The organism is Hansschlegelia sp. (genome assembly GCF_035538955.1).
GTDB lineage: Bacteria > Pseudomonadota > Alphaproteobacteria > Rhizobiales > Methylopilaceae > Methylopila.
This window is the reverse complement of the sequence record NZ_DATLJK010000014.1, coordinates 433489-454078: the sequence shown is the minus strand read 5'-3', so window position 1 is coordinate 454078 and position 20590 is coordinate 433489. Positions and strand designations below refer to the sequence as shown.

Sequence of the window (20590 nt, the reverse complement as noted above, 5' to 3'; positions counted from 1 at the left end):
AGGGGGAGGGCGTCAGCGCCTGCGGCGGAGCCTCAGCTCCTGCCACACCATATAGGCGCCCGCGGCCACGACCATCAGGGCGAGCGAGAACCACGTCACTGCATAGACCAGGTGGCTGTTGTGGAACGTCACGACAGTGAGCCCCCCGACCGGACCTCCGGGACGATCGCCGCTTGCGTCGGCGTCAATGAAGTAGGGCGCGACGTAGCGAAGGTCCCGCGCGGTCGCAATCGCCTGAACGTCGCGTGAGTACCAGCGGTCGGCCGCGGGATCGTTCGAGCGCAGGAAACCGCCCTTCGGCTCGCTGAGCCGCAGCAGCCCCGTAACGGTGACTCTGTCGCCCGCGCCGGCCTGATCACCAGGCGCCCGGTCCCGCCAGCCCGGCGGAACGAAGCCGCGGTTGACGAGGACGACATAAGCATCTTCGGTGCGGAGCGGCGTCAGCGCCCAGTAGCCGGCTCCAAGGTCGGTCACGGCCTGCACAAGGGTGGTGCTGGCGAGATCAAGAACGCCCGCGACCTGCACCCGCCGGTATTCGTCGCTCTCCGCAGTCACCGACGGCCATTGCGAGGGACCGGGCGCAGGAGCGGGGGCGGCGTGGACGCGACGCTCGACGCGGTCGATCAGGTCGAGCTTCCATGACAGGCGGTGGACCTGCCAGACGCCGAGCGACGTGAAGACCGCGAAGGCGGCGATGAACAGGACCGCCAGGCCCGCGACCGCTGCGAGCCCGCGCGGCCGTTCATTGGAAACCGCGCGGTTTTCGCCCATGTGCGCGCCGTTGCGCCGCCTCGCGTCAGTGAGCGCCGTGAGGCCCGCTGACGCCGTTGGTCATCTCGTTCATCCCGCCGGGGCCGCCCATGCCCTCCATCGGCACATGCGCAGGCATCATGTTCGCGTTCAGGTGGAACATGACCCAGAACGAGCCCGCCAGGGTGATCACCACGATCACGATCGTGAAAATCGCCGCCAGCATGGTCCAGCCGCCTTCCGACTTCGTGTTCATGTGCAGGAAGAAGATCATGTGGACCACGATCTGCATCGCCGCGAACACCAGGACCGTGATCGCCGCCGTCCGCGGGTCGCGGAACACGTCGCCCATCACCAGCCAGAACGGGATCGCGGTCAGGATGGCCGACAGGAAGAAGCCAAGCAGATAGCCCCGCATCGAGCCGTGGCCGGCGTGCGAATGCTCGAGGTCGTGCCCGTGTCCGGGGCCGTGCGCCTCGTGCGCTGCGGCGTGGGCGTCGGCGCTCATCGCAGAACTCCCATCAGGTAGACGAAGGTGAAGACGCCGATCCAGACGACGTCCAGGAAGTGCCAGAACATGCTGAGGCACAGCAGCCGTCGGCGGTTCTCGGGGATCAGCCCGCGCCGTCCGACCTGCGCCATCAAGGTGACGAGCCAGATGATGCCGAAGCTGACGTGCAGCCCGTGCGTCCCGACAAGGGCGAAGAAAGAGGACAGGAACGCGCTCCGCTGCGGCGTCGCGCCCTCATGGATGAGGTGCGAGAACTCCCAGAGTTCGATGCAGACGAAGGCCAGGCCGAACAGACCCGTAACCGCCAGCCAGAACAGCGTCTGACCCTTGCGGTTCTTCTCCATCGCCAGCATGGCGAAGCCATAGGTGATGGACGAGAACAGCAGCATCGTCGTGTTGACCGCGACGATCGACAGATCGAACAGGTCGGCGCCGGTGGGACCGGCCGCGTAGTTGCGGCCCAGGACGCCGTAGCAGGCGAACAGGACCGCGAAGATGAGACAATCGCTCATCAGATAGATCCAGAAGCCGAGCAGCGTCCCGTTCTCGGGGTGATGCTCGTCCTGGACGTAGAAGGTCGTCGGGTCGGCCTTCGCGGCCGCAGCGGCGGGAGTGGCGCTCATCGCTCAGGCCCCTGCGTTCAACATGCGCGAACGCTCGCCTTCCACCTCCGCGACCCGCTCGGCCGGGATGTAGAAGTCACGCGCGTAGTTGAAGGTGTGCCCGATGGCGACGACGATCAGAGCTGCGAAGCTCAGCGCCGCGAGCCACCACACGTACCAGATCATGGCGAAGCCGCACACGGTGGCGAGCCCGGCGAGGATGACGCCCGCGCCCGTGTTCTTGGGCATGTGGATGGCCTTGTAGCCCTCCAGCGGGCGGACATAGCCGCGCTTCTTCATGTCCCACCAGGCGTCCAGGTCGTGGATGCGCGGCGTGAACGCGAAGTTGTACTCCGGCGGCGGCGACGAGGTCGCCCACTCCAGGGTGCGGCCGTCCCACGGATCGCCCGTCACGTCGCGCAACTGCTCGCGCCGCAGGATGCTGACGCCGATCTGCACGATGAAGGCCAGGATGCCGAACAGGATCAGCACCGCGCCGATGGCCGCGATCACGAACCAGATCTGGAGCGACGGATCGTCGAAATGGTTCAGGCGACGGGTCACGCCCATCAGGCCGAGCACGTAGAGCGGCATGAAGGCGAGGTAGAAGCCGATCACCCAAAGCCAGAAGGACCACTTGCCCCAGTACGTGTCGAGCCGGAAGCCGAAGGCCTTGGGGAACCAGAAGTTGACGCCGGCGAACACGCCGAACACCACGCCGCCGATGATCACGTTGTGGAAGTGCGCGATCAGGAACAGCGAGTTGTGCAGCACGAAATCGGCGGGCGGAACCGCGAGGAGCACGCCCGTCATGCCGCCGATCACGAAGGTCAGCATGAAGGCGAGGGTCCACATCATCGGCAGCTCGAACCTGATGCGGCCGCGATACATCGTGAACAGCCAGTTGAAGATCTTCGCGCCCGTCGGGATCGAGATGATCATCGTCGTGATCCCGAAGAACGAGTTCACGCTCGCGCCCGACCCCATCGTGAAGAAGTGGTGGAGCCACACGAGATACGACAGGATGGTGATGACGACCGTGGCGTAGACCATCGAGGCGTAGCCGAACAGCCGCTTGCCGCAGAAGGTGGAGGTGACTTCGGAAAAGATGCCGAAGGCCGGCAGGATCAGGATGTAGACCTCCGGATGACCCCAGATCCAGATGAGGTTGATGTACATCATCGGCGAGCCGCCGAAGTCGTTCGTGAAGAAGTTGGTCCCGATGTAACGGTCGAGCGACAGCAGCGCGAGCACCGCGGTGAGCACCGGAAAGGCCGCGACGATCAGCACGTTGGTGCAGAGCGCCGTCCAGGTGAACACGGGCATCTTCATCATCGTCATGCCCGGCGCGCGCATCTTGACGATGGTCGCGATTAGGTTGACGCCTGACAGCAAGGTTCCGACGCCGGCGATCTGCAGCGCCCAGATGTAGTAGTCGACGCCGACGCCCGGACTGTAGGCGGCCCCCGACAGCGGCGGGTAGGCGAGCCAGCCGGTGCGGGCGAACTCGCCGACGAACAGCGACGCCATCACGAGCGCCGCGCCGCTCACCGTCATCCAGAAGCTGAAATTGTTCAGGAACGGGAAGGCGACGTCGCGCGCGCCGATCTGCAGCGGAACGACGTAGTTCATCAGTCCCGTCACGAACGGCATCGCCATGAAGAAGATCATGATGACGCCGTGCGCCGTGAACACCTGGTCGAAATGGTGCGGCGGGAGGTAGCCATTGGCGTCGCCAAAGGCGATCGCCTGCTGGGCGCGCATCATGATCGCGTCCGCGAAGCCGCGCAGCAGCATCACGATCGCCAGGATGATGTACATCACGCCGATCTTCTTGTGATCGACGCTGGTGAACCACTCTTTCCAGAGATAGCCCCAGAGGCGGTAGTAGGTCAGGCCGCCGACGAGCGCGGCGCCGCCGATCGCGACGGCGATGAAGGTCGCGACCAGAATCGGCTCATGGTACGGGATCGCCTCAAGCGACAGCCGTCCGAAGATCAGCTGCTGAAGGTCCAGATTGGAAAACATGATGTCTGCTCGTTCAGTCAGCTAAATCGGTCAGCGGCGGGCTTACTGGTCATGCATCTGGCCAGGAGCGGGACCCTGATGGTCCATCCCGGGCATTCGATGGCCCTGGCCTTCGTCCGGCTGGGTTTGCTGCTTGTTGACGTCAGGCGTCAGCGCGTCTGGCTTCATGCCCTGCGGCTGCACGTTGGTGTTCGGCGGGCGCCCCGACACCGGGAAGGTGGCGCCCGGCTCCTCGACGCCCTGACGCAGACGGTGGCCGTCGTAGCGGAGGCGCTCGCGGTTCGCCTCGCTGTTCTCGCCGCCGCCGCCCATCGCGTCGATGTGCATCATCTCGCTCATGCACATCTGGCCGGGCAGGGCGCACATGTTGAGCACCTTGTTGTAGAGCCCGTTCTCGACGGACGCGTAGTAGCGCACCGGCTCCTGCTCGCTCGGGCGCTCGAGCGCAATGTAGGTCTTCTGGTCGAGCGTGGAGCCGCTGGCCTTGGCCTTCGCGATCCACTCGTCGAAGCCCTTCCCGTCGAGCGCGCGGAACTTGAAGTTCATGCGCGAAAAGCCGGCCCCGCTGTAATTGGCCGAGAAGCCGTCATACTCGCCGGGCTTGTTGATCACGGCGTGGAGCTTCGTCTCCATTCCGGGCATCGCGTAGATCTGGCCCGCGAGCGCCGGGATGAAGAACGAGTTCATCACCGAGGACGCGGTGATGTGGAAGGTGATGGGCCGATCGACCGGCGCGGCGAGTTCGTTGACCGTGGCGACGCCCTGCTCGGGATAGAAGAACAGCCACTTCCAGTCGAGCGCCACGACCTGGACGTCCAGCGGCTTGACCTCCGCCGCGACCGGCTTGGATTCGGAGATCCGCGACAGCGGGCGGAACGGGTCGAGCAGGTGGGTGCTGATCCAGGTGATGGCGCCGAGCGCGATGATGATCACCAGCGGCGCGGACCAGATCACGACCTCTAGCCGAGTCGAGTGGTGCCAGTCGGGATCGTATGTCGCCGACGTGTTCGTTTGGCGGTAGCGCCACGCGAACAGCGCCGTGAGCGCCATGACGGGCACGATGATCATCAGCATCAGGATCGTCGAGATGACGATCAGGTCCCTCTGCTGCGCCGCGATGTCTCCAGAGGGGTGGGTCACCACCATCTCGCAGCCTGCGAGCAGGCACAGCAGCGGCAGAAGGACGATTTTGCGTAGAATGCTCACGGGCAGGACAACCGTCTGTGGGGACGTTTTGTTGCGCTGCGTTAAGCCCCTGGCGGGAGGGGCGATAGTGGACGGTTTGTCCCATCGGCGGAGACGTCGCAGGAAGGTTATTGAGTGCGGCATGGGACGTCCCAGCTCCGGCGCGGGGGGAACCTACCCGCCGGGTTCAGCCGCAGAACAAATGCGATGTCGCGGCGTTCCATGGTGTTCTAGAGTCGCGGCCGAGCGGTGGCCGCCGCCATTCCTTGGCGTCGAGGAGCGAAGAAACGCATGAGCCAAGATTACGCGCTGTCGAATAGCGCGCCCCTCGAGCGCGACGCCCGTCTCGTCAGCGGCGACGCCAAGGTGGCGCCGGGCGAGATCGCGGTTGCGGTGATCATCGGCCGGACATCGGAGTTCTTCGACTTCTTCGTCTACGGCATCGCCTCGGTGCTGGTGTTCCCGCAGCTGCTGTTTCCTGAGTTTGATCCGCTCACGGCGACGCTTTACTCGTTCGCGATCTTCTCGCTCGCCTTCATCGCGCGGCCGATCGGCTCGGTGATCTTCATGCAGGTCGACCGGCGTCACGGCCGGGGCGTCAAGCTGACGATCGCCTTGTTTCTGCTCGGCGGCTCGACGGCGGCGATGAGCTTCCTGCCAGGCTACGCCCAGATCGGCTTCGTGGCGGCAGGCCTGCTCGCCTTCCTCCGGATTTGCCAAGGCCTGGCGCTGGCGGGCGCCTGGGACGGGTTGGCCTCGCTGCTGGCGCTGAACGCGCCGCAGAAGCATCGCGGCTGGTATGCAATGATGCCGCAGCTCGGCGCTCCCCTGGGCTTTCTTCTGGCGGCCGGCCTGTTCGCCTTCTTCGTGAGCAATCTGTCGAACGAGGATTTCCTGGACTGGGGGTGGCGCTACCCGTTCTTCGTCGCTTTCGCGATCAACGTCGTCGCGCTGTTCGCGCGTCTGCGGCTGGTGGTGACCGACGAGTTCACGGCGCTGCTCGAGCGGCGCGAACTGCGGCCCACGCCGGTGTGGCGGATGTTCCGCGCAGAGGGCCGGAACGTGCTGATCGGCGCCTTCGCGGCGCTCGCGAGCTTCGCGCTGTTCCACCTGGTGACGATCTTCCCGCTCTCTTGGGTCACGCTCTACACGGGACGTCATGCGCGTGAGTTCCTGGTGACCGAGATGGTCGGCGCGATGGTCTGCGTGGTCGCGGTCATCGCCTCGGGCGCGATCGCCGACCGCATCGGCCGGCGGACGCTGCTTGCGATCTGCGCCGTCCTGATCGGGCTGTTCAGTTTCGCTGCGCCGTTCCTGCTGAGCGGCGGCGCGACCTCCGAGGCCGGCTTCATCTTCCTCGGCTTCGCCCTGCTGGGTCTGTCGCACGGACAGGCGTCCGGCGCCGTGACGTCGAACTTCTCGACCCAGTACCGCTACACCGGCGCGGCCCTGACCTCGGACATGTCTTGGCTGCTCGGCGCGGCCTTCGCGCCGCTCGTGGCGCTTGGGCTCTCGGCGAAATTCGGTCTGGCGTTCGTCGGGCTCTACCTGCTGTCGGGCGCCGTTTGCACCGGCGTTTCGCTGCTGATCAACAGGCGCATGCTCGACATCAGGGACTGATTTCGGCCGCGCCAGGCCCGGGACCTTCTGCGCCGCTCGGTTGTTGTGAAGGCGAACGCCGCCCCCAAAGGGGCGGCCACGCCTTCAGACAAGGGAGTCCGACGTGGCGATGGACAATCCGACGACTGGCGCGCCGCAGCCGCCGCAGCCCAAGCAGCAGCAGGACATGCCGGGACACACCGGCGAGATGCGGCCTCGTCCGGATCATGGCGAGGAGAGCTACCGCGGCTCGGGCCGGCTGGCCGGCCTGGCGGCGATCATCACCGGCGCCGATTCAGGCATCGGACGCGCAGTGGCGATCGCCTATGCGCGCGAAGGCGCCGACGTGCTGATCTCCTACTACAGCGAGCATGAGGACGCCCGCGAGACAGCGCGCTGGGTCGAGGAGGCCGGGCGCAAGGCCGTTGTGGTCGCGGGCGACATCAAGCAGGAGCAGCACTGCAAGGAGCTTGTTGAAAAAGCGCTCGCCGAGTTCGGCCGGCTCGACATCCTGGTCAACAACGCCGCCCACCAGGCGAGCTTCGAGAAGATCGAGGACATCAGCGCGGAGGAGTGGGACGTCACCTTCCGGACCAACATCTACAGCCAGTTCTACCTCTGCAAAGCGGCCATACCGCGCATGAAGCCGGGCTCGGCGATCGTCAACACGACTTCGATCAACGCCAAGAACCCGAGCCCGCATCTGCTGGCTTACGCGACCACCAAGGGCGCGATCGCGAATTTTACCGCCGGTCTCGCGGGGCTCGTGGCGGAGCAGGGGATCCGCGTGAACGCGGTCGCGCCCGGTCCGATCTGGACGCCCCTGATCCCGTCCACCATGCCGCCCGAGGCGGTGGAAAGCTTCGGCCAGAACACCCCCCTCGGACGCGCGGGCCAGCCTGCGGAGCTCGCGCCGGCCTATGTGATGCTGGCGTCCAAGGAGGCGAGCTACATCACAGGCGCCGTCATCCCGGTGACGGGCGGTCGCCCGATGCTCTGACGGCTCAATCCTTATCCTTGCGGAACAGGCGGCGGAGCTCGTCCTTCGCCGCCTCCAGCGTCTTGCGCTGCTCGGAACTCAGTTTGGAACCCGCCCGGTTGATGTGGAAGGTCAGCATCGACATGGCGGAGCGAAACGGACTCGATTTCCGCCGGTCGCTGCGCTCCGCCGAACGCTTGAGCGAGATGGCGATGGCGGCGGGATCATCTTTCGTGAAGACGCCATCTTCCAGATCGAGGGCGTCGCTGTTGCGGGTGACTTCAGCTGACCAGCGGTAATCATGAGCCGGTTGGTGGGACGCCGTCATGGGTTCTCCAACAGCAGCAGGCGGGGCTTACCTGCTGGAACCTCCTCCGCAGCCGCGGAGTTCCGGCTGGGCTCGCCATGGACAGCGCCGCCGTTGAAAGCTTCTCGCCGTTCTCCACTCCGTTCCCGAACGTGGAACTCAGGCCTGCTGGCGGCGCTCGTCGTCGCGGCATGGGCAGGCGGACCTGCCGTGGCGCGCGAGCTGAGGGTCTGTGCAGATCCAAACAACCTGCCTTTCTCTGACAAGGCGGGGGAGGGCTACGAGAACAAGCTCGTCGAGCTGGTCGCCCGCGATCTCGACGCGAAGGTGACCTATGTCTGGTGGGCGCAGCGGCGCGGCTTCCTGCGCAACACCATCCTGGCCGGCAAGTGCGACCTCGTTCCGGGCCTTCCGGTAGGGGTCGAGATGTTGCGTTCGACCGCGCCGGCGCTCTACCGCTCGTCCTATGTCTTCGTCACCCGCCCCGACGAGCCGCCGATCTCGTCGCTGGACGACCCGCGCCTGCGCGAACTGAAGATCGGCGTGCAGATGATCGGCGACGACGGCTACAACACTCCGCCCGCCCATGCCCTGGCGCGCCGCGGCGTCATCGACAATGTGCGCGGCTACGGCGTCTTTGGCGACTACAGCGAGCCGCACCCGCCGTCGCGGGTCGTGGACGCGGTCGCGCGGGGCGAGGTCGACGTCGCGCTCGTCTGGGGTCCGCTGGCGGGCTACTTCGCCGCCCGCGCGACCCCGCCGCTTCGCGTCACCAAGATTTCCCCGCCCTTCGACGGGCCGCGGCTGCCAATGGCCTTCGACATCTCGATGGCCGTGCGCCGCGATGACGTCGAGCTGAGGGGCGAAGTCGCCGCTGCGCTAAGACGCCATCGCGCCGAGGTGGACGCCATCCTGGCCGAATACGACATTCCGCGGCTGGACCAGCCTTCCCAAGCAGCGGCGGAGCGGTGACAGAAGCCCGGCCGGCGCAGTCTCATTGCGCCGTGAGCACCGCATCCAGAGCCTCGATCAGGAGGTCGGCGTGCTGGCGCTCGAAGATCAGCGGCGGGCGGATCTTCAGCACGTTGCCGTGTCGGCCCGCAGCCCCGATCAGGATGTGCCGATCGCGCAGGCCGTTGATGACGCGGCTCGCGACCTGCGGGGCGGGGGCGCCGTCTGCGACGAACTCGACCCCGAGATAGAGCCCGGCGCCGCGCACGTCGCCGATCGCCTCATGCCGGCCGGCGAGCTCCCGCAGGCCGCATAGGATGTGGCCACCCACGTCGGCCGCGTTGCTGATCAGCCCGCGTTCTTCGATCTCGGCCAGTACGGCGAGCCCGGCGGCGCTGGCCACCGGATTGCCGCCGAAAGTGTTGAAGTAGCCGGCGCTCTCAGCAAACTCCCGCATCAGGTCGAGCCGCGACACCACGCCGCCAAGCGGAATGCCGTTGGCCATCGGCTTGCCCATCGTCACGACGTCGGGCGTCACGCCGTGGCGCTCGAAGCCCCACATCCGATGGCCGGTGCGACCAAATCCCGGCTGAACCTCGTCTGCGATGAACAGCCCCCCGGCGGCGCGGGCGGCCGCGGCCGCGGGGGCCAGGAAGCCTGCCGGGTCCGCGGCCACGCCGTCGCTTGAAAAGATCGTGTCCGCGATGAAAGCCGCGAACCCGTGTCCATCAGCCTCCAGGCTCGCGATCGCCGCCTTGAGATCTTCCTCGAGCCGCGCTGCGACGTCGCCGTCGCCGATCGGCGCCCGCACCGAACGCACATGCGGGGCGAGCGGCTGGCCTGGACGCGAGGAGGGGGAGATCTCCGTCACCGCCCATGTGTTGCCGTGATAAGCGCTCTCGGTCACCACGAAGCCGCACTTGCCGGTGGCGATCGCGGCGATCCGCAACGCCATATCGTTGCTCTCGCTGCCCGTGCAGGTGAACGCGACCTTGTCGAGGCCGGCCGGGAACGTCGCCAGCAGCCGGTCCGCATAGTCGTGGACGACGTCGTAGAGATAGCGGGTGTGGATGTTGAGCTTCGCCGCCTGTTCGGAGATCGCCCGCACGACGCGCGGGTTGCAGTGCCCGACCGAGGGGACGTTGTTGTAGACGTCGAGGTAGCGCGTCCCGTCCGCTTCCTGAAGCCAAACCCCGTCACTCGATACGAGGTGGAGCGGGCGTTCGTAAAACAGCACCGAAGTCGGCCCGAACGCCTTCTGGCGCCGCTGCAGGAGAGCCTGCGTCGCGGCTGGCAGATCGCCCTTGGGACGCGATGCGTCGAAGGCGTTCAGGGCGAGGATGCGCTGGCCAACGGCTGCCGTCATAGTCGCCTCCTCAGCCTTCGGCCGTGAGATAGCGCTCCGCCAGCTCGACGCTGCCATGCGTGTACGGAATCCCCATGGCCTGCGCTGTCGGCGTCTCGGAGCGAGACGCCACCCAAGCCGTGAGCAGGATGCGGCGGAGCAGGAGGAAGGTCGGCATCATGGCGCGGTCCTCGGCGGAGACCGGCGCGACCGAGGCGTAGCCGCTGAGCCAGGCGTCTTCGAGCTCGGGGATGAACGGCTCGTGCTCCATGAAGCTCACGGCCGCCGCGAAATCGTACAGGAACCAGGAGAAGCCGCAGTCGTCGAAGTCGATGACGCCGAGCCGATCGCCGTCGACCAGCAGATTGGCGAGCCGCAGATCGGCATGGATCAGCCCGAACCGGTCGGCGGAGGCGCCATAGGCGCTGACCCGAGACTTCAACACGTTCGCCGCGCGTTCGAGCACTGCGTGGCCTTGCGCATCGAGCCCGAGGCCGTGGCGCCAGTCGCCCCAAAGCGGCCGGTCGCCCAGCATCGCATCGAAGTCCCAGGTCTTGCGCGCGAAGCCGGCCGCGGGCCGCCAACCGCGGGCATGCTGATGAAGGCCCGCGGTGATCTTGCCGAGCGCCCGGAACCACGGCGCAAGGTCGCTCCCGGGCTCCGGCTCGCGGCCGCTCATGAACTCGAAGGCCGCGACGTTGCGCCAGTGCCCGCCGTCGTCAAAGCCTCCGAGCAGGTCGCCGTTCTTCATCCGCAAAGGCTCAGGCGTCGCGGCGACGCCGTTCGCGCGCAGCGCCTCGACCCAGGCGAGCTCGGATCGAATCTCGTCCCTGCGGTGATAGTCCGGCCGGTGGACCCGGAACACGACGGGCGCGCCGCTGTCGTCTTCAGCCAGGAAAGTGGCGTTCTCGGAGATCGTCAGCAGGCGGAGCGGCGCATCCGGAGCCAGTCCCCAGCCGGGCAGCGCCTCGCGCAGCCTGTTCTCGAGCCGCGACAGGAAAGCGTCGTCATACATGGAAGATCTCGCCGCAGAACCCTGCGAGACATCCCATGCCGATGTGGCGAATGCAACATAAGTTGAGCGATCCGCCACATGAGCGGCTCAGGCCGTGACGACCTCGACCCTGTGGCGCGAGAGCGATTCCGCCAGAGCCCCGGTCGGAGCCGCATCGGTCACCACCGTCCCGATCTCGCGCCAGGAGGCGTAGCGGGCCGCGAACATCCGGTTGAACTTCGAGTGGTCGGCGACCACCATGGTCTCGCCTGCGCGGCGCGCGATCGCCCCATAGACGGCGGCCGGCTCGAGCAGCGCGTCGGACGCGCCCTCGCCAGTCAGGCCGCTCGCTCCGAGAATCGCGAGATCGGCCGAGAACTCGTTGATGAAGCGCGTGGCGTGCGCTCCCACCGTGGCGCCTTCGCTTGGAAGGTAGGCGCCGGGCGCCATCAACACCGTGATCGTCGGGTTGAGCGCGAGGACGGTTGCGACCCCGAACGAGTGCGTGATCACGGTCAGCCCCTTGTGCTCCACCGCGATCCGTCGCGCCACGTGGGTGGTGGTGGCGCCGGCGCCGATCATCACCAGGCTGCCCGGGCGGACGAGGGCGGAAGCCGCGCGCGCGATCCGCTCCCGTTCGGCGACGAACAAGGCGTGGCGCTCGCCCACGGAAGGCTCGGTGCTTGGCGTCCGCACGGCGCCGCCGTAAGTGCGGTTCACGAGCCCCTGGCTCGTCAGCTCGTCGAGGTCGCGCCGGATCGTTTCGGTCGAGACGCCCATCCGCGCCGCGAGCTCGGCCACCCGCAGGCTTGGCGTCTGGGTGATCTGCGTCAGGATCTGCGAATGTCGGGAGGATTTCGAAAGCTTCATGCGTCGGACATGCCGGGAGGGGAGATGAACGATAGCACGCCGCCGGCCGTGGCGTCCGAGAAGGCTCAGAACGCGGTCGACCCGGCGACGCTGTTTACGGCGCGCTGCGAGAGGCCGCTCCTGATCGCGAGCTTTGAACGCCCTCAGGCGATGCTGAGCTGGGCGATGGCGCGGCCCGGATTCCAGACGGCGGGCCGGGTCGCCTGGCTAGAGGTCCGGCGGTCGGATCTGACGCTCGAGGTCGATGCTTTCGCGCTGCTGCGCAAACGCCTTTCGGAGGCCGAGCTGGAGGACGCGGTGGCGATGATGACGTCGCGCGACGTCAGCGCCGCCCGAACAGGGGCAGCGACGACCGGACAGACGACGGCGCAGTGCCTTGCGACGGTCGGTCTGAACAACGCCTCCCGCGCCGGCTCCCTCGCGCCTCATGCCGACGCGGGTCCCGGAACGATCAACCTGCTGGCGGCCGTGTCCACGCCGCTGACGCAGACGGCGCTGATCGAGGCGCTGTCGATCGCCGCAGAGGCGCGAACCGCGGCGATCATCGACCTCGCCTGGCCGGTCGGCGGCGAGACAGCGACCGGCACCGGCACCGACTGCATCGTGGTCGCCGCCCCCGAGGGGGAGTCGGCCGAGCCGTTCGCCGGGCTTCATACCGAGGTGGGGCGTGCGCTGGCGGCCGCGGTCTATGAGGCGGTGGCCGCCGCCGGACGGGACTGGATCGCCGAGCGCCGCCCGTGAGCGGCTATCGTCATCCGGATCGGGCGCTGCTAATCAGCTTGATGCGCGGCTGACGAGGCGGCCGCGCCGACGTCATCCGTGAGATCCATGGCCAAAGATCCGCTGTTCCCTCGTCCTGTCGATGATGCGCTCGACGCCTCGCCGCGGTATGGCGAGTCCATCGAGTCGAACTACGCCGGCGCCGTCTCTTTCCTGCGCCGGCCCTATGCGCGTTCGGCCGAGGGTTTCGACGTCGCTGTCTGGGGCGTCCCGCTCGACACCTCCGTCTCCAATCGCCCCGGGACGCGTTTTGGCCCGCGCGCCATCCGCGAGGCTTCGACGATCAATGTCGGGGACCCGACCTATCCGTTCCAGTTCGACATCTTCGGCGATCTCGCGGTCGCGGATACCGGCGACTGCTCGCTGGACTACGGCAGGATCGACCAGATGCCTGCCGCGATCGAGGCGCAGGCCGCCGCACGGCTTGCGACCGGGGCGCATCTTGTCACCCTCGGCGGCGATCACTTCCTCACCTACCCGGTGCTGAAGGCGCTGGTCGCTCGCATCGGACGGCCCGTGGCGCTGGTGCAGTTCGACGCGCACCAGGACACCTGGGACGATGACGGCAGCCGCATTGACCACGGGACGATGATCACCCGCGCCGTGCGTGAAGGGCTCATCGTGCCGGAGCGCTCGATCCAGATCGGCATCCGCACCAACGCGCCGCAGGATTTCGGCATCTCGATCGTCGACAGCCTTCTGGCCCAGGAACTCGGGCCGCTCGCCACGGCGAGCCGCATCCTCGGCCATGTCGAGGACGCGCCGGCCTACGTGACCTTCGACATCGACTGCCTCGACCCGGCTTTCGCTCCCGGCACCGGCACGCCGGTCTGCGGCGGGGTCTCCTCGAGCTTCGCGATCTCCTGCCTGAGGCGGCTTGGCGCTCTCGATCTCAAGGGCTTCGATGTCGTCGAGGTGTCGCCGCCCTATGACCATGCGGGCATCACGGCGCTCGCCGGCTGCACCATGGCGCAGGTCTATCTCGGCCTGCTCGCCGAGCGGAAGCGGGCGGGCAAGGCCGTGACGCTCTGAAGAGGATGCCCGTGCGCCCTGCCTGCGCCATGCCCGCGCTCGTCCTCGCCTTCGCGCTCTGTGGCTGCGCGGGCGAAAAGCTCTGGATGAAGCGCGGGGCGGGTCCGGGGGAGGCGAATGCGGACGAACTGTCCTGCGCCGAGGAATCGGAGAGCCGCGCGAGCATCGTCATCGGCGACGGGGTCGGTCCCGGCTTCGGGCCCGCGACCGACCGGTTCAGCCAGCGCTTCGCCTGCCTGAGGTCGCGCGGTTACCGGCTCGTGACAATCACGCCCGAGGAGAGCAAGCGGCTGAAGAGCCTCGGCGGCGTCGAACGCGAGACCTATTGGGGCGAGCTGCAGCGGAAATACGGCGTCGCGCCCTGAACCCTCAGGCGACCTCCGTATGGGCGGCGAGGGAATCTCGCAGCGCGCGGATTTCGCGGTTCAGCCTTCTGAGGTCGTCGACCTTCAGGCCTGAGCCCGCAAGCATGGTCGTCGGCACGCACGCCGCCCGCTCCTGAAGGGCGCGCCCTGCGTCGGTCAGTTCGACCAGCACCTGCCTTTCGTCCTCCGCGCTGCGGCGGCGAACGACCAATCCGGCGGCTTCAAGTCGCTTGAGCAGCGGTGTGAGCGTGCTCGATTCCAGCATCAGCCGGTCTGCGATCTCCTTCACCGCCAAGCCGTCACGCTCCCACAGCACCAGCATGGCAAGGTATTGCGGGTAGGTCAGGCCGAGATCGTCGAGCGCGGGCTTATAGGCGCGATTGATGGCCAGCGCGGCCGAATAGACGGCGTAGCAGAGCTGGTCCTGCAGCTTTAGGCTTGGCGAAGGGGGCACGTTCCGTCTCCGAGGGCGGAGCTAATATAATCCATATCGCGATAATGATCTGCATGGCAGTCATGCGCGCAGGATCGCTTGAAAAAGATATCGCGATAATGAATTTTGCCTCATCGAAACCGGGCGGCCGATGGGTCGCCGCGCACCTGAGGAGACAGACATGAAGGCGCTCTACCAGACGGAAGCCGTCGCCACGGGCGGTCGCACGGGAACTGCCGCCACCACGGACGGCAACCTCAAGGTGGATCTCGTGACGGCCAAGGAGCTCGGCGGCCCCGGCGGCGCCGGCACCAATCCGGAGCAGCTCTTCGCCGCCGGCTATTCTGCCTGCTTCCTCGGCGCGCTGAAGTTCGTGGCCTCCAAGGAGAAGGTGAAGATCCCGGACGACACGACCGTCGCGGCCAAGGTCGGCATCGGGCAGCGCGATGACGGGCAGGGCTTCGGCCTCACCCTCGCGATCAAGGTCACGATTCCCGGTCTCGACCGCGCCAAGGCTGAGGAACTCGCCGCCAAGGCGCACGTGGTGTGCCCCTATTCGAACCTCGCCAAGGTCGGCGCGGATGTGGACGTTTCGGTCGCGTAACGCCTCAGGCGTCCGGCTCGCGCAAGCCGTGAGCCGGACGCTCCCTATCGTGAGGAAGGCTCAGCCGAGCGCGATGTCGAGGCCGAGGTCGAGCGTCGCCGCCGAATGGGTGATGCGCCCGACCGAGATCAGGTCAACGCCGGTCTCGGCGATGGCTGCGACCGTGTCGAGCGACACATTGCCGGACGCTTCCGCAAGCATCCTGCCGCCGATCCGCATGACCGCCTCCCGAAGAATGGGCGGCGGCATGTTGTCGAGCAGCACAACGTCTGCGCCTTCCCTGATGACGCGATCGAGCTGATCGAGCGTATCCACCTCGATCTCGATCTTGACCAGGTGACCGGCCGAGGCCTTCGCCCCGCGTAGCGCAGCCTCGATGCCGCCCGCGACCGCGATGTGGTTGTCCTTGATCAGAATCGCGTCGTCGAGCCCGAAGCGGTGGTTCGATCCGCCGCCGCACCGCACCGCATATTTCTCAAAAATCCGCAGCCCCGGCGTGGTTTTCCGCGTGCAGCAGATCCGGGCTCGGGTGTGGGCGATGAGATCGGCGTAGCGCGCAGTCTCGGTCGCGACCCCGGAGAGGTGGCCAAGGAAGTTCAGGGCAGTGCGCTCGGCGGACAGAACGGCGCGCGCGGGGCCCACGATGCGTGCGATCACGTCGCCAGGCCCGAGCCGGGCGCCGTCTTCGACCTCGGGCTCGAATGAGATCGCGGGATCAAGCGCTTGGAAGGCGGCCGCCGCGAGCTGCAGGCCGGCGAGCCGACCGGGCTGCCGCGCCGCGATCACGACCCGCGCGGCGGCGCTCCCCGGAATGGTCGCCGCGCTGGTGATGTCGCCGGCGCGGCCGAGATCCTCGGCGAGCGCAGCCTCAACCGCGCGCCGGACCGCGATCTGGTCAAGCGGAGCCGGCAGGCTCACGAGGCGGCCAGCTGAGGCGCGAGCGGCTCGAGCTCCGTCAGCGCGTCGGCGAGCGTCAGCGTCGACCGGCGCGCCAGCGCTTCGACAGGCGCGTCAAAATCGGAGCGGAAATGCGCGCCGCGGCTCTCTTTTCGGCGTTCGGCGGCGACTGCGATGAGAAGCGCGCTCGTCGCCATATTCCGGAGGTCGGCGCTGGCGGCCTCTCGCCTGAGGCGGTCCACCGCGCCGATCGCTCCGCGGAGGCGTCCGCCGTCGCGCACGACACCGACGGCCTCGGTCATGCACCGCCGCAGGGTTGCGACGGCGGCGTCGTCGGCCTTGACGCTCCCGAGGGCGCGCGCTGCGGGCAGGCGGGCTGGCGCCGGGGCGGCGGGAACGACGCCGAGGATGTCCTCGGCGATCCGCGCCCCGAACACGACAGCCTCGAGCAGCGAATTGGACGCCAGGCGGTTGGCGCCGTGCGCGCCTGTCGAGGCGGCCTCGCCGCATGCCCAGAGGCCGTCCAGCGAGGCGCGGCCGTTCGCGTCCACGAAGACGCCGCCCATGTGGTAGTGCGCAGCCGGAGCGACCGGGATGGGCTCCGCCGCGGGATCGATCCCGGCGGAGCGACACGTCTCATAGACGGTCGGAAAGCGCTCGGCGAAACGCGCGCCGATCCCCTCGCGCGCGTCCAGAAAGGCGCCGCCGGCGCGCGCCGCTTGGTAGACTGCACGGGCCACGATGTCGCGCGGCGCGAGGTCGAGGTCGGGGTGAACGCCTTCCATGATGCGCCTGCCCGCGCGGTCGACCAGGATCGCACCTTCGCCGCGCAGCGCCTCTGTCGCGAGCGGCGCGGGGTCGCGCCCGATCGCGATCGCGGTCGGGTGGAACTGCACGAATTCGAGGTCGGCCAGCAGCGCGCCGGCGCGCGCCGCCATGGCGAGGCCGCCGCCGCGCGCCTCCACCGGGTTGGTCGTGACGGCGTAGAGGTGCCCAACGCCGCCCGAAGCCAGGACCACCGCGCGCGCCGGCAGATGGAGCGGCTGGGCGGCATGGTCGCAAAGCGGGCGCGCGACGACGCCCGCCACGAAGCGCCCGTCCATGACAAGGTCTTCCGCAACGAAGCCTTCGAGCACGCGGATCGACGGCGTGTTGCGGACCGCCGTCACCAGCGCCGCCATAATGGCCTTGCCGGCAAGGTCGCCATTGACGCGGACGATCCGGCGTTCGCTATGCGCGGCCTCCCGCGACAGCAGGAGCTTGCCCTCCAGGTCGCGGTCGAACGGCACGCCGTAAGCGAGCAGGTCCGCGATGCGCGCGGGAGCCTCGCGGGTCATGAGCGCCGCGATGGCTGGATCCACGATGCCGGCGCCCGCCGCAATGGTGTCGGCGGCGTGCGCCTCCGCGCTGTCTCCAAGCCCGACCGCGGCCGCGATGCCGCCCTGCGCCCACGCCGAGGAAGCCCCGGCTCCGAGCGGGGCGGCGGCGATCACCGTCACCGGCCGCGGACTGAGCTTCAGCGCGCAGAACAGCCCCGCCAGGCCGCCGCCGACGATCACGACGTCGTCGACGCCGCGCCAGGACAGGGGAGCGAGATCGTCCAGATCTACGAGGTCAGGGGCGTCAGTCATGGATTTCACCCGTCATCCCGGACGGCCGAGACCGACGCGGGATCGTCGCGAGGATGAAGCGCTGTCTGGATCGGAACGCCCCGGCTCTCGCTCGGCCGGGGCGCCTTGGCCGCTCAGATCTTCAGGTTCACCATCCGCTCGACGCTCAAGCGCGCGCGGGCGGCGATCGCCGGGTCGACGATCACCTCGTCGCGCATGTGCAGCAGCGAGTCGAGGATCGCCGGCAGCGTGATCCGCTTCATGTGCGGGCAGAGGTTGCAGGGCTTGATGAACTCGGTCTCCGGCGCGTCCGCCATGACGTTGTCGGCCATCGAGCACTCGGTGATCAGCGCCACCTTCTTCGGCTTCCGCTGCTTCACGTAGTCGGCGAGCTTCGCCGTTGAGCCGGTGAAGTCCGCTTCCGCCAGCACGTCCGGCGGGCATTCCGGATGGGCGAGGATCGTGATCCCGGGATTGTCCGCGCGATAGGACCGGAGCTCCTCCGCCGTGAACCGCTCATGCACCTCGCAGGCGCCATGCCAGCTGATGATCTTCACCTTGGTCTGCGAGGCGATCCAGGCGGCGAGATACTGGTCGGGCAGGACCATCACCTCGGGCGCCCCGAGCGACTCCACGACCTGAACGGCGTTGCCGGAGGTCAGGCAAATGTCAGCTTCGGCCTTCACTTCGGCGGTGGTGTTCACATAGACGGCCACCGGCACGCCGGGATGCTTTTCGCGAAGCGCGCGCACATCGGCGGCAGTGATGGAGGTGGCGAGCGAACAGCCGGCGCGGCTGTCGGGAATCAGCACCGTCTTGTCCGGGTTCAGGATCTTCGAGGTCTCGGCCATGAAGTGCACGCCGCACTGAATGATCACCTCGGCGTCCGTCTTGGTCGCCTCGCGCGCAAGCTGGAAGCTGTCGCCGACGACGTCCGCTACGCAGTTGTAGATCTCCGGCGTCTGGTAGTTGTGCGCCAGAATGACGGCGTTGCGGACCCGCTTCAGCTCGTTGATCGCCTTGACGTAAGGCGCGAAGAACGGCCACTCGACGGGCGGAATGACGGCTTTGACGCGTTCGTAGAGGTGCGCGGTCTCCGCTTCGACGGCGGGCGTCCATTCCAGCGACGGCGCGGCCACAGGGGCGAAGCGCCGGGGAGCCCCGCCGGATGTGGCGGCGGGCTTCAGGAGCGTGGCGGCGGAAGGGGACATGGCGTCCTCCGGAACGTGCCTGTTATGCTCATTTCGAGCATAACTATGATAGTTGCCCGAGGGCCAGATTTGAAGCCCCGGCGCCGGTTAAATATGCATTGGCGCGGTCGATCATCCGGCGCTTCGCCTCTGGGCGACTTGGGCGGCCATCTCGATCCGAGATGATCGGGATCACGCAGTTTCATCACATCTGAGGCATGTTTGGTTTTATTGGTGCAGCGCAACCAGGCGCAGCGCCAAGCTCCGAGACCGCCATGACGGACCGTCCGCTTCAGAGTTCCAGGGGTCCGGCTACGCTGCTGGTCATTCTGTGCGGCTGCGCGATCGCCTGCCTCACCTTCGGCCCGCGGGCGACGGCTGGTCTTTTACTCACGCCGATCTCCGAGACGAACGGCTGGGGAAGGGACGTCTTCGCGCTGTCTTTCGCCATCCAGAATTTGCTCTGGGGCATCGGCCAGCCTTTCGCGGGCGCGGTGGCCGACCGCTTTGGCACGCGCCGCGTGCTGGCGGCGGGCGGACTGCTCTACGCCGCGGGCCTTGCGCTGATGCCGCTCTCGGCTTCGCCCGGCGCGATGCACGTCACGGCCGGCGCGCTGATCGGGCTCGGGCTCTCCGGGGCTTCGTTCTCGATCGTGATCGGCGCCTTCGGCAAGCTTCTGCCGGAGGAGTGGCGCACCATCGGCTACGGCCTCGGCACCGCCGCGGGCTCCCTCGGGCAGTTTCTGTTCACGCCTTTCGCGGCGGCGCTGATCTCCGCCTATGGCTGGCAGACCACCGTGCTCGTCTTCGCGGCGCTGATGCTCCTGGTCGTGCCGCTCTCGCTGCCGCTCGCGACCCGCGCCTTGCACCCGGGGACTAGTGGCCCGGTCGCCGCGAACCAGTCGATCCGCCAGGCCCTCGGCGAAGCGTTCCGCACGCCGAGCTACTGGCTGCTGGTGGCCGGCTTCTTCACCTGCGGCTTCCATCTCGCCTTCGTCACCGCGCACCTCCCGCCGTTCCTGCTCGACAAGCACATCTCGCCCTCGGTCGGCGGCTGGACGCTTGCTCTGATCGGATTGTTCAACATTGCGGGCTCGCTCGGCTCGGGAGTCCTGTCCGGCCGCATGCCGAAGCGCCGCCTGCTGGCGGCGATCTACTTCGCCCGGGCGGCGCTGATCTCGGCGTTCGTGTTTCTGCCGGTGACGCCCGCAAGCGCGCTCGCCTTCGGGGCGGGGATCGGCCTGCTCTGGCTCTCGACCATCCCGCCGACCTCCGGTCTCGTCGCGACGATGTTCGGGCCGCGATACCTCACCATGCTCTATGGCTTCGCCTTCTTCAGCCATCAGCTCGGCTCCTTCGCAGGCGTCTGGCTCGGCGGCGCGCTCTATGAGCGCACAGGCTCCTATGACCTCGTCTGGCAGATCGCGATCGTCTTGAGCATCATGTCCGGGCTGATCAATCTGCCGATCCGCGAGCGGCCGGTGGCGCGGCTCGCCGCTTCCTCGGCGGCCGCGGCGTGACGCAGAGGCTCGCCGCCCCTATCTAGGCCCGCGAGCCC

Annotated in this window: 21 protein-coding genes; 8 read left to right on the top strand and 13 right to left on the bottom strand. The window is 67.7% G+C overall.

The window, feature by feature from the left end:
• Positions 1-12: 12 nt before the first annotated feature.
• From VM780_RS11570 to cyoA, 5 genes are read right to left on the bottom strand one after another with little or no spacing between them, the layout of a single operon-like run.
• Complete coding sequence (locus VM780_RS11570) at positions 13-771, bottom strand: SURF1 family protein (protein WP_325447423.1); 759 nt, start codon at positions 769-771, stop codon at positions 13-15.
• Positions 772-796: 25 nt separating this feature from the next.
• Complete coding sequence (gene cyoD, locus VM780_RS11565) at positions 797-1258, bottom strand: cytochrome o ubiquinol oxidase subunit IV (protein WP_325447422.1); 462 nt, start codon at positions 1256-1258, stop codon at positions 797-799.
• The gene (gene cyoC / locus VM780_RS11560) at positions 1255-1884 is read right to left on the bottom strand and encodes a cytochrome o ubiquinol oxidase subunit III (RefSeq protein WP_325447421.1); all 630 of its coding nucleotides are present in this window, start codon (positions 1882-1884) and stop codon (positions 1255-1257) included. Before cyoC ends, cyoD begins: the two co-directional genes overlap by 4 nt.
• Positions 1885-1887: 3 nt before the next feature.
• Positions 1888-3891: a cytochrome o ubiquinol oxidase subunit I gene (gene cyoB, locus VM780_RS11555; protein ID WP_325447420.1), complete on the bottom strand. Its 2004-nt coding sequence runs from the start codon at positions 3889-3891 to the stop codon at positions 1888-1890.
• 42 nt (positions 3892-3933) lie between these two features.
• Positions 3934-5037, bottom strand: coding sequence for a ubiquinol oxidase subunit II (cyoA, locus tag VM780_RS11550; protein ID WP_414652815.1), 1104 nt, complete (start codon positions 5035-5037; stop codon positions 3934-3936).
• Positions 5038-5367: 330 nt separating this feature from the next.
• Here cyoA and VM780_RS11545 point away from each other — a divergent pair, with 330 nt between their 5' ends.
• Together VM780_RS11545 and VM780_RS11540 are read left to right on the top strand one after the other, a co-directional pair.
• Entirely contained in the window at positions 5368-6696 is a 1329-nt protein-coding gene (locus VM780_RS11545) for an MFS transporter (RefSeq protein WP_325447419.1), read from the top strand.
• Positions 6697-6805: 109 nt separating this feature from the next.
• The gene (locus VM780_RS11540) at positions 6806-7675 is read left to right on the top strand and encodes an SDR family oxidoreductase (protein WP_325447418.1); all 870 of its coding nucleotides are present in this window, start codon (positions 6806-6808) and stop codon (positions 7673-7675) included.
• Positions 7676-7679: 4 nt separating this feature from the next.
• Here VM780_RS11540 and VM780_RS11535 read toward each other — a convergent pair whose 3' ends face one another.
• A complete protein-coding gene (locus tag VM780_RS11535; RefSeq protein WP_325447417.1) occupies positions 7680-7982 on the bottom strand; it encodes a DUF3175 domain-containing protein in 303 nt (100 codons plus the stop codon).
• Positions 7983-8126: 144 nt separating this feature from the next.
• Here VM780_RS11535 and VM780_RS11530 point away from each other — a divergent pair, with 144 nt between their 5' ends.
• Positions 8127-8933 (top strand): substrate-binding domain-containing protein, encoded by an 807-nt coding sequence (locus VM780_RS11530; protein WP_414652814.1) that lies wholly within the window; start codon positions 8127-8129, stop codon positions 8931-8933.
• 22 nt (positions 8934-8955) lie between these two features.
• On the opposite strand, the gene VM780_RS11525 is transcribed toward VM780_RS11530, so the two are convergent.
• The 3 genes from VM780_RS11525 to VM780_RS11515 all read right to left on the bottom strand — a co-directional run bounded on the left by VM780_RS11525 (position 8956) and on the right by VM780_RS11515 (position 12121).
• The gene (locus VM780_RS11525) at positions 8956-10278 is read right to left on the bottom strand and encodes an aspartate aminotransferase family protein (protein WP_325447415.1); all 1323 of its coding nucleotides are present in this window, start codon (positions 10276-10278) and stop codon (positions 8956-8958) included.
• Between the two features lie 10 nt (positions 10279-10288).
• Positions 10289-11272 carry a phosphotransferase enzyme family protein gene (locus VM780_RS11520; RefSeq protein ID WP_325447414.1) on the bottom strand — a complete coding sequence of 328 codons (984 nt, stop codon included), beginning with the start codon at positions 11270-11272 and terminating at the stop codon, positions 10289-10291.
• A gap of 87 nt (positions 11273-11359) precedes the next feature.
• The gene (locus VM780_RS11515) at positions 11360-12121 is read right to left on the bottom strand and encodes a DeoR/GlpR family DNA-binding transcription regulator (protein WP_325447413.1); all 762 of its coding nucleotides are present in this window, start codon (positions 12119-12121) and stop codon (positions 11360-11362) included.
• 24 nt (positions 12122-12145) lie between these two features.
• Between VM780_RS11515 and VM780_RS11510 the strand changes: the two genes are divergently transcribed.
• The 3 genes from VM780_RS11510 to VM780_RS11500 all read left to right on the top strand — a co-directional run bounded on the left by VM780_RS11510 (position 12146) and on the right by VM780_RS11500 (position 14298).
• Complete coding sequence (locus VM780_RS11510) at positions 12146-12862, top strand: adenosylcobinamide amidohydrolase (protein ID WP_325447412.1); 717 nt, start codon at positions 12146-12148, stop codon at positions 12860-12862.
• An 87-nt stretch (positions 12863-12949) separates the two neighbouring features.
• Complete coding sequence (speB, locus tag VM780_RS11505; protein WP_325447411.1) at positions 12950-13933, top strand: agmatinase; 984 nt, start codon at positions 12950-12952, stop codon at positions 13931-13933.
• An 11-nt stretch (positions 13934-13944) separates the two neighbouring features.
• Positions 13945-14298 carry a hypothetical protein gene (locus VM780_RS11500; protein ID WP_325447410.1) on the top strand — a complete coding sequence of 118 codons (354 nt, stop codon included), beginning with the start codon at positions 13945-13947 and terminating at the stop codon, positions 14296-14298.
• Between the two features lie 4 nt (positions 14299-14302).
• Here VM780_RS11500 and VM780_RS11495 read toward each other — a convergent pair whose 3' ends face one another.
• Positions 14303-14752: a MarR family transcriptional regulator gene (locus VM780_RS11495; protein ID WP_325447409.1), complete on the bottom strand. Its 450-nt coding sequence runs from the start codon at positions 14750-14752 to the stop codon at positions 14303-14305.
• Between the two features lie 160 nt (positions 14753-14912).
• On the opposite strand from VM780_RS11495, the gene VM780_RS11490 reads away from it, so the two are divergent.
• Complete coding sequence (locus VM780_RS11490) at positions 14913-15335, top strand: organic hydroperoxide resistance protein (protein ID WP_325447408.1); 423 nt, start codon at positions 14913-14915, stop codon at positions 15333-15335.
• 60 nt (positions 15336-15395) lie between these two features.
• Here VM780_RS11490 and nadC read toward each other — a convergent pair whose 3' ends face one another.
• From nadC to nadA, 3 genes are all read right to left on the bottom strand, one after another.
• Positions 15396-16253 carry a carboxylating nicotinate-nucleotide diphosphorylase gene (gene nadC / locus VM780_RS11485; RefSeq protein WP_325447407.1) on the bottom strand — a complete coding sequence of 286 codons (858 nt, stop codon included), beginning with the start codon at positions 16251-16253 and terminating at the stop codon, positions 15396-15398.
• Positions 16250-17863 carry an L-aspartate oxidase gene (locus tag VM780_RS11480; RefSeq protein ID WP_325447406.1) on the bottom strand — a complete coding sequence of 538 codons (1614 nt, stop codon included), beginning with the start codon at positions 17861-17863 and terminating at the stop codon, positions 16250-16252. Before VM780_RS11480 ends, nadC begins: the two co-directional genes overlap by 4 nt.
• Positions 17864-17976: 113 nt before the next feature.
• Complete coding sequence (gene nadA / locus VM780_RS11475; RefSeq protein ID WP_325447405.1) at positions 17977-19053, bottom strand: quinolinate synthase NadA; 1077 nt, start codon at positions 19051-19053, stop codon at positions 17977-17979.
• Between the two features lie 254 nt (positions 19054-19307).
• Here nadA and VM780_RS11470 point away from each other — a divergent pair, with 254 nt between their 5' ends.
• Positions 19308-20552, top strand: a complete 1245-nt coding sequence (locus tag VM780_RS11470) for an MFS transporter (RefSeq protein WP_325447404.1) — start codon at positions 19308-19310, stop codon at positions 20550-20552.
• Positions 20553-20590: the final 38 nt, after the last annotated feature.